The sequence below is a fragment of the Sideroxydans sp. CL21 genome, from assembly GCF_902459525.1.
GTDB lineage: Bacteria > Pseudomonadota > Gammaproteobacteria > Burkholderiales > Gallionellaceae > Sideroxyarcus.
This window is the reverse complement of sequence record NZ_LR699166.1, coordinates 2,929,595-2,943,244: the sequence shown is the minus strand read 5'-3', so window position 1 is coordinate 2,943,244 and position 13,650 is coordinate 2,929,595. Positions and strand designations below refer to the sequence as shown.

The 13,650-nt window shown below is 56.9% G+C and carries 12 protein-coding genes; 3 read left to right on the top strand and 9 right to left on the bottom strand.

Translation table 11 applies throughout. The features are described 5' to 3' along the window. Nucleotides 1-7: 7 nt before the first annotated feature. From QOY30_RS13930 to QOY30_RS13890, 9 genes are all read right to left on the bottom strand, one after another. The gene (locus QOY30_RS13930) at nucleotides 8-379 is read right to left on the bottom strand and encodes a hypothetical protein (protein ID WP_283745219.1); all 372 of its coding nucleotides are present in this window, start codon (nucleotides 377-379) and stop codon (nucleotides 8-10) included. Further along, on the bottom strand, nucleotides 376-972 hold the full coding sequence (locus QOY30_RS13925) for a death domain-containing protein (RefSeq protein WP_283745218.1): 597 nt from the start codon (nucleotides 970-972) through the stop codon (nucleotides 376-378). The genes QOY30_RS13930 and QOY30_RS13925 overlap by 4 nt, the downstream gene beginning before the upstream one ends. After that, nucleotides 969-2,450 (bottom strand): hypothetical protein, encoded by a 1,482-nt coding sequence (locus QOY30_RS13920; protein WP_283745217.1) that lies wholly within the window; start codon nucleotides 2,448-2,450, stop codon nucleotides 969-971. Before QOY30_RS13920 ends, QOY30_RS13925 begins: the two co-directional genes overlap by 4 nt. Continuing rightward, on the bottom strand, nucleotides 2,450-3,652 hold the full coding sequence (locus tag QOY30_RS13915; protein ID WP_283745216.1) for a type II secretion system F family protein: 1,203 nt from the start codon (nucleotides 3,650-3,652) through the stop codon (nucleotides 2,450-2,452). Before QOY30_RS13915 ends, QOY30_RS13920 begins: the two co-directional genes overlap by 1 nt. A 6-nt stretch (nucleotides 3,653-3,658) precedes the next feature. Further along, entirely contained in the window at nucleotides 3,659-5,365 is a 1,707-nt protein-coding gene (locus QOY30_RS13910; protein ID WP_283745215.1) for a GspE/PulE family protein, read from the bottom strand. Between the two features lie 8 nt (nucleotides 5,366-5,373). After that, the gene (locus tag QOY30_RS13905; protein WP_283745214.1) at nucleotides 5,374-6,483 is read right to left on the bottom strand and encodes a tetratricopeptide repeat protein; all 1,110 of its coding nucleotides are present in this window, start codon (nucleotides 6,481-6,483) and stop codon (nucleotides 5,374-5,376) included. Then, nucleotides 6,480-8,336 carry a type II secretion system protein GspD gene (locus QOY30_RS13900; RefSeq protein WP_283745213.1) on the bottom strand — a complete coding sequence of 619 codons (1,857 nt, stop codon included), beginning with the start codon at nucleotides 8,334-8,336 and terminating at the stop codon, nucleotides 6,480-6,482. The genes QOY30_RS13905 and QOY30_RS13900 overlap by 4 nt, the downstream gene beginning before the upstream one ends. Before the next feature lie 93 nt (nucleotides 8,337-8,429). Then, nucleotides 8,430-10,004, bottom strand: coding sequence for an ExeA family protein (locus QOY30_RS13895; RefSeq protein WP_283745212.1), 1,575 nt, complete (start codon nucleotides 10,002-10,004; stop codon nucleotides 8,430-8,432). A 14-nt stretch (nucleotides 10,005-10,018) separates the two neighbouring features. Further along, a complete protein-coding gene (locus tag QOY30_RS13890; RefSeq protein WP_283745211.1) occupies nucleotides 10,019-11,434 on the bottom strand; it encodes a sigma-54-dependent transcriptional regulator in 1,416 nt (471 codons plus the stop codon). 141 nt (nucleotides 11,435-11,575) lie between these two features. Here QOY30_RS13890 and QOY30_RS13885 point away from each other — a divergent pair, with 141 nt between their 5' ends. From QOY30_RS13885 to mlaD, 3 genes are read left to right on the top strand one after another with little or no spacing between them, the layout of a single operon-like run. Further along, nucleotides 11,576-12,376: an ABC transporter ATP-binding protein gene (locus tag QOY30_RS13885; RefSeq protein WP_283745210.1), complete on the top strand. Its 801-nt coding sequence runs from the start codon at nucleotides 11,576-11,578 to the stop codon at nucleotides 12,374-12,376. Continuing rightward, nucleotides 12,376-13,164 (top strand): lipid asymmetry maintenance ABC transporter permease subunit MlaE, encoded by a 789-nt coding sequence (mlaE, locus tag QOY30_RS13880; protein ID WP_283745209.1) that lies wholly within the window; start codon nucleotides 12,376-12,378, stop codon nucleotides 13,162-13,164. The genes QOY30_RS13885 and mlaE overlap by 1 nt, the downstream gene beginning before the upstream one ends. 4 nt (nucleotides 13,165-13,168) lie before the next feature. Further along, nucleotides 13,169-13,630, top strand: a complete 462-nt coding sequence (gene mlaD, locus QOY30_RS13875) for an outer membrane lipid asymmetry maintenance protein MlaD (RefSeq protein WP_283745208.1) — start codon at nucleotides 13,169-13,171, stop codon at nucleotides 13,628-13,630. The last annotated feature ends 20 nt before the right edge of the window (nucleotides 13,631-13,650 follow it).

Genomic DNA, 13,650 nt, shown 5'->3' with positions numbered 1-13,650 from the left:
TGCCTGTCTATTTATTTTCTTCTGGTGCGGGCGGTTCAAGCAGCAGTTTTTGCCCGACTTTGAGTTGCACAGGCTGCGGTTTTCCCGGTACAGCGACAGGTGCGGTGGAGGGATTCCTGTCATTGCCGGGTTCAGTGGCCTGGGCAGCGCCGTTGATCCATACGGTGCGGTTGCCGCCGTGCTTTTGTACTACCCCGTTGACGATGATGTAGTTGCGATGTTCGCTTTCCACCTTGCCATTGTCGCTGCTTGCGGTACCTGATTCCAGTTGCTGGCGTTGCAGCGGGGTGTAGAACAGGCGCCCCAGTTCTTTTGCCTGTGCAACGGGAAGCATTCCGAACACGGTCAACAACAGGAACGATAACGAATATCTGTTCATGGCGCGCTCTTGTTCTTCATGGTGAACCATCCGCCCGTGCATTCTGCCTTGAGCGGGGCGAGTTCGTTGGCTGCGCCGGTCCGGGAAATGGAGCAGCCGTCAAGCATGAACCAGCCGTTGATCTGGTTGTTCAGGTTGGAGAAGAAATGCAGAAGCTGTTCTTCATGCAACAAATCGATTTGCAGTGTCATGATGCTGCGGCTGAGCTGAAAATTGCCGGCATCGAGGGGTGGTTTGGGCGTGTAGCTTTGCTGCGGGGAGATGGTGTATTTGAAGTCGAGCACTTTGCCCTGCTGGCGCAATTTCTCCAGTCCTTCCATCCAGTCCAGGCGTTGTTCGGAGCCGATGACCTTTTGTTCCAGCAGGGCGTTGTATTCCAGGGCATAGGCTGACATGTTCTCCTGATCGCTTTGCACGGAGAGGAGTTGGGCGCGTGCCTCAGTCAGTTGTCTTTGTGCGGCTTCGCGGTTCTTCAGCGATTGCGCCAGATAATCTTCGCTCCAGGAAATGAGGCCCACCGCGAGCGCGATGCTGAGCGTTAGCGCTCCCAGGCCCCATTTAAGAATTTGCAGGTCGGTTTTGGAGAAGCTCATTCTTTCTGTCTCCAGATGATCTTCAGCGTGAATTGCTCGGGACTGCCGTCATTTTTCTGGGCATCGCCGCTGATGCTGCCTTTGGAGCTGATGTCCAGCGGCTGCTTCACCACTGAGACAGTATAACCCCGCTGGGTGAGTGCTTGCTGGAAGAGATCGAGGTAACTGAGGGCTTTGCGGTAATCGCTGCCGAAGCCGGTAAGACTGCCGTCAAAAGTGATGACGTGGGCCGGGTAAGCCGAGGGAGCGGCATCTGCCGCGCTGGTTTCCCAGGCGAGTTTGTTGACCGTGATCTGCGTGAATTGATCCAGCGCGAGCGTCAGTTCGTTCAGGATGAGTTCAGGCGGCGGCGTGTATTGATTCAGTTTGCGGGTCAGCAGAACCGCCGTCTTCATGTCGGCGGCGGGAACGGTGGTGTTGGCGAACGCGCGTTGTATTTTCTGGGTTTGTTGCTTGATGATGTCCGCCTGTATGTTGAACGGCTCTGTCTGCGAGACATAATCGCGCCCTTGCAAAAACTCGGTACCGCTCAAAAGCAGGCTGAAGAGAGTCGTTGCCGCCGCGATACCGAACAGGATGCGTTTCAATTGCCACAGCAAATAGAAATGCATGTGTGCGGAATTGGCATAGTGGCTTCCCGGCGCTTTGCTGGCGAGCAGATGCAACAACAGAGGGGTGGCATCCGAGTTGCCATATTCGTTCTTTGCCTTGAAGCGCCTGCCCAGTTCCTGAATATCCAGGTAGGTGTAGTGCAGTTCAGTGTCGCCTTCGAGGCGATTTTGCAATGCGAGCTTGTCATTGGCATCGCAGATGATGTACACGTCCAGCGTTTCGCCTGGAGGCGGTAGACTCAGGCTCTTCAGGTATTGCTGGGTGCGCGGCGTTTCGGATGCGACGGTGTCGCTGAACGTGCTGTTCTCATTGATCGGGATCAGGCGCGAGAAATGCAACCGCCGGTTGTTGAAATAGGTCTGCCGCAGTCCCGCGTCCTTTTCCCAGGTCAACAACAGAACATGATCGGACGGAGCGGCTTTGAGCAACGGTGTGCTGATGCTGGGGAGCGAGTAGATGCCTACCAGCGGAATGTGGTTCGTCAGCAGCGTATCCAGCCAGGGCGAGATGCGCTGCGGGTTGGTCAGTGCCGAGAACAGCATCTCGTCGTCGCGGCGGCCTTCTGCCTGGCGTTGCAGCAGCAGAGCCTGGCGGAATGACGTGCCGCGATAGAATTGTTCGAATTTGCGCGCCAGCAGGTCCTTGCGGGACGAGCCCGACAGGTGCGGCACGATCTCCAGACGGAAGTCTTCTTCGATGACGTCCACCAGCATGTAGGCCGGATAGCGGTGCATCTTCAGGAAGGCGGAAAAATTCTCGCGACCGTTGGCATCGTTGGAGAAATATCTGGCTGCGCCCAGCTTGCCGCTTTGCCAGATGGAAGCCTGGAAGGAATCGGCGCTGAGGAAGAGCAGGGTACGGGCCATTACATTTTCACCTTGCTGATGATGTCGTAGATGGGCGAAAGCACGGACAGCATGACCCATCCCAGCAATGCGCCGAGGATGATGGTCATGGTCGGTTCGATCATCACTTGCACTTTTTTGATCGAATCCTTTACGTCGCGGTCGTAAAAGTAACTGACGTTGAGCAGCGCCTGGTCGAGTTGCCCGGTGGCTTCTCCCACTTTCAGCATGCGTACCACCAGCGGCGGGAAGATGCCGGTCTGCTGGAAGCTTTGCGTCAGGTTTTTGCCCGCCTCGATCTCATGCATCACGTTTTGCAGACTGCGCGCGATGACCTGGTTGTTGACCAGGTCGCGCGAATTGGCGATGCAATCCAGGATGGTGATGCCCGAGCTGTACATCATGGCGAAAGTGTTGGCGAAGCGTGCCAGGATGATCTTGCGCAGGATGGGACCGGTGGGCCAGATATGGAGCTTCAAGTTGTCCAGGTGGTATTGCAATCCGGGGTTGCTGATGAGCGCAACTTTGTAGATGCCAAACAAGGCGGGCGGCGTCAGCAGGATGGCGTACCAGTAGTTTACGAAGAACCAGGAAGTCGCCAGCAACATGCGTGTCTGGATCGGTATCTCTTGCCCCATGCCCTTGATGAAGCTGACCAGTTGCGGCACCAGGTAGATCATCAGGAAAAAGGTGATGGCCAATACGATGGTGCCGACGAAGGCCGGGTAAATCATCATGGTTTTGGTCTGCGATGCCATCTCGTCCTGCCACTTGAGCGATTCGGTGAGATGCTTGAACACATCGACCAGGCGTCCGCTTTCCTCGCCTGCGCTCGTCAGGCTGACGGTGATCTTGTCGAAGGCGTTGGGGTGTTCCGCCATTGCCTGCGAGAGCTTTTTCCCGCTCTCGATGGACTCGATCAGGCTGGCGATGATCTCGCGGAAGGCGGCTTCTTCCATGCTGTCGCGCAGGTCCCCGAGGCATTCCAGCAGGGGAACGCCGGCGCGGGCAAGTTGTTCGAGATTGAAGAAGAAAGTGATGAGGTCTGGACGCTTGATCTTGCCTACGCCGAAAGTGGCCTTGTTTTCTTCTTCCTTGCCGTTGATGAGGTCGATGCCAGAGCGCTTCAGGCGTTGTTCCAGATCGATCAGGTTGGCGGCATCCTGCAATCCCTTTACGGATTTGCCGTTCTCGTCGATTGCCTTGTAAGAATAGAGCGCCATATGCTTTTACATCCGGTCGCTCAGGTCGACCACGCGCGAGACTTCCGCGATGGAAGTCACGCCTTGCAGGATGCGCCGGATGCCGTCTTGGGCCAATGGGCGGAAGCCGTGTTCCAGTGCGTTGTTCTTCAAGTCGCGGATGCTGGCGCGGCGTGCGATCAGGTCATCCATGTCGCTGTCCAGTCTGAGTATTTCCATGATTGCCTGACGCCCGGAGTAGCCCTGATGGTGGCAGACATCGCAACCGGCAGCACGGTAGATGGTGATGCTCTCGTCGTGGCGCACGCCGAGCATCTTGCATTCGGTGTGGTCCGGGTGATACGGGTATTTGCAGTGGCGGCACAGCACGCGTACCAGACGCTGGGCGATGATGCCGATGATGTTGCCTGCCATGATGTCCGGCAGGATGCCGATGTCGAGCAGGCGCGGGATCGCGCCGATGGCCGAGTTGGTATGCAACGTTGAATACACCTGGTGGCCGGTCATCGCGGCACGGAACGCCATCTCGGCGGTCGGGTGGTCGCGAATTTCGCCGACGAGAATGATGTCCGGGTCTTGCCGCATCAGGGAGCGGATGCCGCTGACAAAATCCAGTTTGGCTGCTTCGTTTACCGAACTTTGGCGAATCAGCGGAATGGGATATTCCACCGGGTCTTCCAAAGTCATGATGTTCACGGATTCGGTGTTGACATGATTCAGCACCGAATACAGGGTGGTCGTCTTGCCGCTACCGGTGGGGCCAGTCACCAGAACAATACCTTCCGGTTTGGCGATGATGGCTTTGAGCGTATTCAGTGCGGCCTCGTCCAGACCGATCTGGTTGATCGCCACGATGCCTTTTTGCCGGTCCAGAATACGCAGCACCAGATTCTCGCCGTAGGAGGTCGGGTGCGAAGCAACACGAAAATCGATAGGGCGACCGGACAGGCGTAGCGAAATGCGTCCATCCTGCGGTGCGCGCGTCTCGGCAATGTTCATGCCGCTCATCACCTTCAGGCGCACCACCATTGCGGGCCAGAAACTTTTGTGCAGGCTGCGCACCTGGCGCAACACGCCGTCGACGCGATAGCGGATACGCAGGAAGCTGCTTTCCGGTTCGAAGTGAATATCCGAGGCGCCCAGTTGCACGGCCTCGGTGAGGAGCGCGTCGATCAGGCGCACTACCGGCTGACTGAATTCGTTCACCCCCTGCTGGAGGTTCTGGTGATCCATCTCGCCCGGTTCGATCTCGTGCAGGATGCCGTCGATGGACAGCTCGAAGCCATAGTATTGGTCGATGGCACGCAGGATGTCCGATTCGCTGGCGAGTTGGGTGACCAGGCGGTATTCGTCGCGCAACAAGGCCCGCACCTGGTCGAGCGCGATGATGTTGTCCGGGTCGGCGATCGCGAGGGTCAGGACTTTGTTGGTGGCATCGACCGACAGCGGCAGCAGGATGTAGCGTCGCGCGATCTCTTTGGGGACCAGTGTGATCGCTGCCGGATCAACCAGGACGTTGGAAAGGTCGACGCTTTCCTGACCGAGGTTTTCGGAAAGTACATCGCGGATGGTCGCCTCGGACAGAAAACCGAGACGCACCAACAGGCGGCCTAGCGGCTGCGGGGTTTTATTTTGCTCCTGGGTAGCGATGCGAAGCTGGTCTTCACTGATCACTCCCTTCGCTATCAGCAAGTGCCCGATGGGCTGCTGGGTCTGTTGTTGCGGTGCAGCCATCATCTTCCCTATTTGGCGGACGTCAGTTCATTCAGACGGTGTTGCGCTTGTGCGTGGTCGAATCCGGAATTGCCGGAAGTGTCGAGTTGCAAAGCCTGTTGATAGTACTGTGCAGCGAGTTTGCGCTGCCCGAGATGATCCAGGCTTACTGCCAGATTGAAAGTGAACTGGGGATTGGAGGGCTCCAGCGTGTGTGCGTTGAAATAATACTGCTGCGCATCGCCCCAGCTCGAGATACCGGCGTAGTAATTGGCCAGTGCAAAATGCAATGCGGCAGATCGCGGCTGATCGGTCAGCATCAATTTGAGGCGGCTTTCCGAATTGCCCGAATCGGGCGAGTAATTCATCAGCGCTGCCTCGGCTACGGGATCTCGCGGGTCAAGCGCCAGCAATTGGCGATAGTAACGTTGTGCGGTTTCATCCTCGCCCTGTTGTTGTGCGATTGCCGCCAGACCAAGCAGAGCATCTCGATTGTGCGGGTCTTTGCTCAAGACTTCGCGGTAGCCTTGAGTCGCCGTGGTGTAGTCACCGCGCTGATAGGCCTGGTAGGCATCAAGCAGCGCCGGTGTGACAGTGTCGGTTTCCACCTTGCGCTGGACGGTGATGCCGGTTGCCGGGCGAGTGTTGTAAGTCCTGGCGGCTTGCGGTTTATTGCGCGGCGCATCGAAGTCTTCGTTGCGGGCAGTGACCAGCGGTTGCACTGGTTGTGCAGGAGCCGGTCTTTCCTGTGGCGGTTGCGGCGGAATGAACGGAACCAGGGCAGGCGCGGCAGGTGCAATCGGTGCGACGACAAATGGAGCCGGGGGAGGGGCAGTGCGTTGCGCCACACGGGGCTGGGCTGGAGGCTGTATCTGTAGCCAGACGTAATAGCCGTAACCCGACCCCAGCACCACCGCGATCAACAAGGTTGTGGGAACCAGTCCCAATTTCCAGCCTCCCGAGGTTGATTTTTTCTTCTTGGCAGCAAACATGGCTTCTCCGGCGGCCCGGCTCGACGCATTGCTTGGGGCAGAAGCCGTACGCGATGGAGGTACATCCTCAAGCGTCAGATTGGAAAGCCCCGTGCCCTCCTGTTTCTTGTCGCCTGACTTTTTGAGCGCGTCGAGTAACAGGCTCATGGTTTGGCCTTTTCATCCTCTGGTTTGAGGAAATTCGCATCCGGCAGGTTGTTGCGGTATGCACTGTAATCGCCGTCGATACTGGCGTCTTTGATGATGACCGGGCGCAGAAAAATGACCAGTTCGGTCTTGGTCTTGGTGTCGTTGCGGTTTTTGAAAAAGTTGCCTAGTACGGGAATATTGGCCAGCAACGGGATTCCGTCACTCTGATTGTTGATTTCATCCTGCATCAAGCCGCCCAGTACGGCGATCTGCCCGCTGCTGACGCGAATGATGGATTCCATCTCCCGCGTCCGGATTTCAGGAACCAAGTTCGTGATGGCTGAGACGTTACAGTTTGTAACACCGGCGCCGCACGGGTAAGCCAGGCTAGGGTTGGGGTCGTTCACATAGTCGATGATGCGCGTGATCGTTGGGCGGACATTGATGGTCACATAGTCGGAATCATTGATCTCGGGCGTGACGTTCATGGTAAAACCGACCGCAACCTGATTGGGTGTGGTGGTATATGTTGGCGGTATGTTGCCGCTGACCGACGATATGCCGGGTGTGACCAATATCGTGAAATAGACTTTGTTATCCACCACTTTGAGCGTTGCGGTTTGATTGTTCATTACACTCAGCTTAGGACTGGAAAGCACTTTCACGTCGCCGAACGAATCAAGCAGGGAAACACTTGAAGTCAAATTTCCCAACATGCTCGACGAATTATTGTATTTGAGGACGAACATGCTGCCGGTATTGGCAGAGGGAAGGGCGGAGGTGCCTGCCTGGGTCAACTGAAAGCCCTTGGCGCCTTGCGCCAGGGCCGACCAGTTGATGCCCTGCTGGTAGTTGTCGCTGAGCGTAACTTCGGCGATAGTCGCTTCGATCAGCACCTGGCGGCGCGCTGTTGTCATGACTTTGTCGATGAATTCCTGAATCTTCTTGTGCTGGCGAGCTGTGGCACGCACGATAAGAACGCCGGTTTCCTTGTTGGCGTTGATGTTGACGGCAGGTTCATATTTTGCCGTTTGCTGCACTGTCGATGTCTGGCTTGCGACATCTTCGTTTCCCGTGCCGGCAACGCCGCCGCCGGTTTTGCTTGCGGGGCCCTTGCCATTGTTTGAATTGTTATTGGAACCGGATGCAATGCTGCCGTTTGCTGATGCTGCGCCGGTTCCTTTGGCGGAAGCGGCCAAGTCATTGCGAAGCTCGACTCTTTCCGTATACCTGATTCGATCCTCGTCGACGATAATGGCCCTCACGTTTTCAACCAGGCTATCCATCAGGTTGTTCTTGGTTTCGCTGGTAACTGCGGTTGAAGCGGTATTGCCTCCGGTGGTGGTTGTTCCGGTGCTGCCACCGGTGGCGCTACCTATCTGGCTGGACGTAAAAATCTTGCTTGTCACTGTACGCGACATGTTGATGAAATCAATCTTGTAGGTTTTCAGGAAAGGCTTGTCCGCTTCCACGAACAGGTTGCCATTTTCGATCGTGTAGCGGATGTCGATTTGTTTGGAAATGCGATCCAGTATCTGCGGCAATGTCTGGTCGATGGCGTTCAGTGTGACGACGCCTTCGATGCCCGGCCCGATGTCAATGTTGATCTTGGCATCGCGCGCCAGCGCAAACAGTATTTCGCGCGCCGGAACGCTGGTGACGACGACGCTGTAGGTTTCAACTTTGGCTGCGGGCTTTGGCGGGGGGAGAACGACGGAACGAGTACTGGTTTGCGGAATACTGCCGGCAGTAATGGGGGCCGCGTTGCTCTGTTCGATGTGTTTGTCGGAGAGGGTAAATGATCTGGGATTGGTGCCACAGGCGACAAGCGACAAGCTAGCCGAACACAACAGTACGTGAGTAAACCTCATTCCCTTTTCTCCCCTTGGTTTCGGCGAAAGGTAACATCAATCTCACGGCACGGCAATACGCTTTTAGATCTATATACTTTTGCCTTCAATTGCTTAGGGCGTATTCTGCGAGCCATCTAGCAAGTACAAAGTCGGTGCAAAAGCGTCTTTATAGCGTTGCGGCAATTCTTCCATGCCTGTGCGGGCCGCGTCGTTATTGGCATACAGGCCATACAGAACGCGGTATCCGTCCTTGCCGTTCAACTTGATCGGCACAATATATATCTCGGCAAATTTCCCCAATCTCTGAGCCCGGCCCAGAAAGCGCTCCATGCGCTCGGGGCGGATATCGTCTGTATAGAACAACTGGATACTGAGGTTCCCGCGTCTCGGCCCCGACAGGGCGGCACCAGTGGCGTCGAGGCGCTGTTGCAGCAGCGATTCATCCGAGGCGGGCCGCATATGGGGTGCCGGGGCCGATTTCTGAGTCTTGAGTTTTGTCAGTCCCCCCTGCTGTCTGGAAGAGGATTGCTCGGCGGGGAGAGTGAGCGTCCTGTCGAGAGGCAGGAGCGTGACGTTGGAAGTGTCAGCAACCGACGAGGTTGCCGCAATCGATGGGGGAGCCGCGACCGACGAGGTGGCCGCAACGTCGGAAGCCGTGGAGGCTGCAGAAACCGGAACCACGGCAGTCACCGCAGAGCTTGCCGCAGGCGGCTGGTTTGGCACAGCACTGACAGTGATAGGCCTTGTGCGTTGTGCCTCTGCTTCGTTTGAATTGCCGGAGTTTTGTCCCACGAACCAACCTGCGCCCGCCAGCGTGGCGGCGAGCAGAGCAACGCCGCCCGCCATCGAAATGCTCTTGCGGTTGCTCCAGCTGCGCATGGGAATCATCTCGCTGTCGCGGATGGCGGCCTGCACATGACGCACTTCGATCTTGTGGGTATTTTCCACAAAGGCCGCAAGCAGTGCCTTGTCGGCGAGGATGTTGACGCGGCGCATCAACCCCTGCGAGGATTTGCCGATGAGCAGCACGGCTGCGGGCGAGAAGATATCCGGGCCCTTGTATCCGGCGGCGCGCATGCGAAACATCAAATAATCGTTGATCACCTTGCGCGAGATCGGCAGGATGCTGAAGTGATGCACGATGCGATCCTTCAGTTGGCGCATGTTGCTCTGATTAAGTTTTTCGTCCAGTTCCGGCTGTCCGAACAGCACGATCTGGATCAGCTTGTGTTTGCCGACCTGCAGGTTGTACAACAGGCGTAGTTCTTCCAGCGTATCCAGCGGCATGGCATGCGCCTCATCGACCAGTACCACGCAGCGCTCGCCGCGCTCGTACATGGCTTCCAGCTGGTTTTGCAATGTCTGCAGGATGACGTTGACGCGCTGTCCCTCAAGGCTCAGGTCGAGCCGGTCGGCGATGGCGTACAGCAGCTCGTCGCGCGACATGCTGGGGTTGGCGAGGTAGATTGCCTTGATGTTGGAGGGCAGCCGGTCCAGCAGCATGCGGCATAACATGGTTTTGCCGCTGCCGACCTCGCCGCTGACCTTGATGATCCCTTCGCTGTCCCTGATGGCGTAGATCAAGGCATCGAGAATTTCGCCCCGGTTGGCGCCGGAAAAGAAAAAATCGGTGACGGGGGTGATCTTGAAAGGCGGTTCGGTCAGTCCGAAGTGCTCCAGATACATCTTGAATTTCCCCTTTACAGAACTCTCTGTGCCTTATGTTTTTGTACTGCTTCCATGCGGCTGTATAGCGTGGTACGCGCGATACCCAGCAACTTGGCCGCTTCGCTGACATTGCCGTGCGCCAATTCCATTGCGGCATCGATGTAGCGGGCAGTATAGCCCAACAACAGGTCGTCCAGATCGAAACCGCCTTGTTGCAGGACTTGCCGGATATCGGCGGACAACTCGGCTGGCGTGGTTCCCGTCAGCTCCAGTTGAGGGTCGAACTCGGCTTCCAATTGCCTTGCGTTGACTTCGCTGCCCGGATGCTTGGTGGTCAGGCGGATGACGATATTGCGCAGTTCGCGGATATTGCCGGGAAAAGAATATTGCTTCCAGGCTTCCAGTGCCGAGGCTTCCAGCCTGAACGGGGGGCGCTGCGCCTGTGTGGCATAGACTTGCTTGAAGTGCTCCAGCAGTTGCAGCTTGTCCTCGCTCAGGGTACGCAATGGCGGAACCTGAATCGTGAAAACGCTTAAGCGGTGGTAGAGATCGACGCGGAAAGATCCACTGCGTACGGCTTGTTTCAGGTCGCGGTTGGTGGCGGCGATGATGCGTGCGTTGCTTTTTCGCGTGGTGGATTCGCCGACACGCTGATATTCGCCGTTCTCCAATACGCGCAGCAACTTGGCTTGCAGCTCCTGCGGCATTTCGCCGATTTCATCCAGGAACAGGGAGCCGTTCTCTGCCTTCTCGAAAAAACCGGTCAGTGCATTGGTGGCGCCGGTGAAGGCGCCTTTTGCATGACCGAACAATGTGGATTCAAGAAGGTTGGGCGAAACGGCGGCGCAATTAAGCACTACATAGGAGGCGTCGGGTTTGCCGCTCAGGCGTTGCAGGGCGGCGGCGACCAATTCCTTGCCGCTGCCGGATTCGCCTTCAATCAATACCGGATATGGCGTCCTTGCATACAGTTCGATCTGGCTGCGCATCGCCTGGATGGGCTGACTGTTGCCGACGATGCCGAGCTGCGGCTGGCCATCGCCCGGGCCTGCCTGTTCGTTTTGCTGGAAACGCAGGGCATCGAGTAAAAGAGATCGCAGTGTCTCCGGTCCGCAGGGTTTGGCGACGAAATCGATGGCACCGAGGGTGCGCGCATGCCGGGCATTGCTTTCCTCGCTTTGTCCGGACAGCGTGATGATCCTGATGTCGGGTGCATGCGCCAGCAGTTCGGTAATGAGGCGGAAGCCTTCTTCCGGACGGTGGGGTGTGGGCGGCAAGCCAAGATCGACCAGTGCCAGTTGCGGCGGACTCGCCATGTCGCGCAACAGGCGTATTGCCTGGGGACGGTCTTCAGCAAGATGAATTTCGAAATCGTCAGCCAGAATCAGGCGTAGGGAATCGCGTATGAGTGGGTCGTCATCGACAATAAGCAGGGCTGGAAGTGTCACGCTAATGATCCTGAAGTGGCCATGAAAATGGAACGCGCGCAGGATAGCCCGCAATCGCGCCAAGCTCAAGTTGTCGTCGGTTCCCAAATTTGGGTGGCGTGGTTTAGAATGCTCCCCTATTCACACCGCGATAGGTTATAAGTGTCCGCACCTCTGGTAGAAGTCTGCGATGTCAATTTCGCCTACGACAGTCGTCCTATTCTCAAAGGCATCAATATGTCCTTCCCGAAAGGAAAGCTTATCGCCATCATGGGTTTGAGCGGTTGCGGCAAGACGACCATCCTGCGCCATATCGGCGGAGTGCTCAAACCGACCAAGGGGTGCGTGAAGGTGGACGGACAGGTGATCCACGAACTGGATCAGCAGGGTTTGTATGCGATGCGCCGAAAAATGGGGATGCTGTTCCAGTTTGGCGCGCTGTTCACCGACATGACGGTGTTCGATAACGTGGCGTTCCAGATGCGCGAGCATACCGACCTGCCGGAGGAGATCATCCGCGACCTGGTGATGATGAAGTTGCATGCGGTGGGGCTGTATGGCACGCAGGATTTGATGCCCGGCGAACTTTCGGGCGGCATGGCACGGCGCGTGGCGCTGGCACGCACAATCGCGCTGGACCCGATGCTGATCATGTACGACGAGCCGTTCGCCGGTCTGGATCCGATCTCGCTGACGGTGGTGGGCGAGCTGATCCGCAAGCTGAACGATGCGCTGGGGGCGACTTCCATCGTGGTGACGCACGATGTGCAGGAATCGCTGAAGATCGTGGATTATGTCTATTTCGTTTCGGATGGTGCAATCATCGCGGAAGGTTCGGCAGACGATATCCGCGCTTCCGGCGAGGCATTCGTGAAGCAGTTTGTTCATGGCGAGATGGACGGGCCGATCCCGTTCCATTATCCCGGCAATGATTTCAATACGGATTTGGGAGTGCATGCCTGATGAACATAGTCGGCGGTTTGAGGGGTATCGGGAAACGCGTAGTGAACGCCGTCTGGCGTACTGGGTACGGCGCGCGTTTTTTCCTGATGACGTTGCTCTACTCGGGCATGAGTTTTCGCCGCTTCCGCCTGACGATGCGGGAGATATTCTTCTCGGGCGTGATGTCGCTTATCATCATCCTCGTGGCCGGCATGTTCGTCGGCATGGTGCTGGGATTGCAGGGGTATGAGACGCTCAAGCGCTACGGTTCAGAATCGGCGCTGGGTTCACTGGTGGCGCTGAGCCTGGTGCGCGAACTGGGGCCGGTGCTGGCGGCGCTGCTTTTTGCCAGTCGTGCTGGTTCGGCAATGACGGCGGAGATCGGCCTGATGAAGGCCACCGAACAGATCGATGCGATGGAGCTGATGGCAGTGAATCCCATTGCGCGAGTAGTGGCGCCGCGTTTCTGGGCGGGGGTGATCTCCATGCCCTTGCTGGCGGCATTATTTTCGGCGATGGGTGTGTTCGGCGGTTATGTGGTCGGCGTGGTGAATATCGGCGTGGACGAGGGTTCGTTCTGGTCGCAGATGCAGGGGTCGGTGGATTTTCAGCATGACATACTGAACGGCGTGATCAAGAGTCTGGTGTTTGGACTGGCGGTCACGGCCATCGCCCTGTTCGAGGGGTACGATGCGCCGCCCACGGCTGAGGGGGTGTCGGGCGCGACCACGCGCACCGTGGTGGAATCCTCGCTGGCGATATTGATGCTGGATTTCATTCTGACTGCATTCATGTTTCAAGGAGCTTAAGGTTATGGAACGTACGACATTGGATTTATGGGTGGGCGTTTTCGTGGTGGCAGGCATCGCGGCGTTGGTGGTGCTTGCACTCAAGGTGGGGAACCTGAGTACCTACAATGTCTCGGAATCCTATCAATTGCAGGCGCACTTCACCAATGTAGGCGGGTTGAAGCCTACGGCTTCGGTACGGAGCGCCGGCGTGCTGGTGGGACGGGTGACCAGCATCGTGCTGGATACCAGTAATTACGATGCCAAGGTAACCATGAGTATCGACAAGCGTTACCAGTTTCCCAAGGACACCTTTGCCAATATTCTGACCTCCGGTTTGCTGGGGGAGCAGTACATCGGCCTGATACCGGGCGGCGATGACAAAATGCTGCAAAATGGAGAAGAGTTCAAGAAAACCCAATCTGCCGTGGTGCTGGAGGATCTGATAGGCAAGTTCCTCTATAACAGTACAGATACAAAGAAGTAATCAAGGAAGACGAAAAGAGA

Bases quoted from the DNA above. Each gene is read 5' to 3' on its own strand.
- QOY30_RS13920 (WP_283745217.1), bottom strand. From the start codon at position 2,450: ATGGCCCGTACCCTGCTCTTCCTCAGCGCCGATTCCTTCCAGGCTTCC.
- QOY30_RS13910 (WP_283745215.1), bottom strand. From the start codon at position 5,365: ATGGCTGCACCGCAACAACAGACCCAGCAGCCCATCGGGCACTTGCTG.
- mlaE (WP_283745209.1), top strand. From the start codon at position 12,376: ATGAACATAGTCGGCGGTTTGAGGGGTATCGGGAAACGCGTAGTGAAC.
- QOY30_RS13895 (WP_283745212.1), bottom strand. From the start codon at position 10,004: ATGTATCTGGAGCACTTCGGACTGACCGAACCGCCTTTCAAGATCACC.
- QOY30_RS13900 (WP_283745213.1), bottom strand. From the start codon at position 8,336: ATGAGGTTTACTCACGTACTGTTGTGTTCGGCTAGCTTGTCGCTTGTC.
- QOY30_RS13925 (WP_283745218.1), bottom strand. From the start codon at position 972: ATGAGCTTCTCCAAAACCGACCTGCAAATTCTTAAATGGGGCCTGGGA.
- QOY30_RS13905 (WP_283745214.1), bottom strand. From the start codon at position 6,483: ATGAGCCTGTTACTCGACGCGCTCAAAAAGTCAGGCGACAAGAAACAG.
- QOY30_RS13930 (WP_283745219.1), bottom strand. From the start codon at position 379: ATGAACAGATATTCGTTATCGTTCCTGTTGTTGACCGTGTTCGGAATG.
- mlaD (WP_283745208.1), top strand. From the start codon at position 13,169: ATGGAACGTACGACATTGGATTTATGGGTGGGCGTTTTCGTGGTGGCA.
- QOY30_RS13915 (WP_283745216.1), bottom strand. From the start codon at position 3,652: ATGGCGCTCTATTCTTACAAGGCAATCGACGAGAACGGCAAATCCGTA.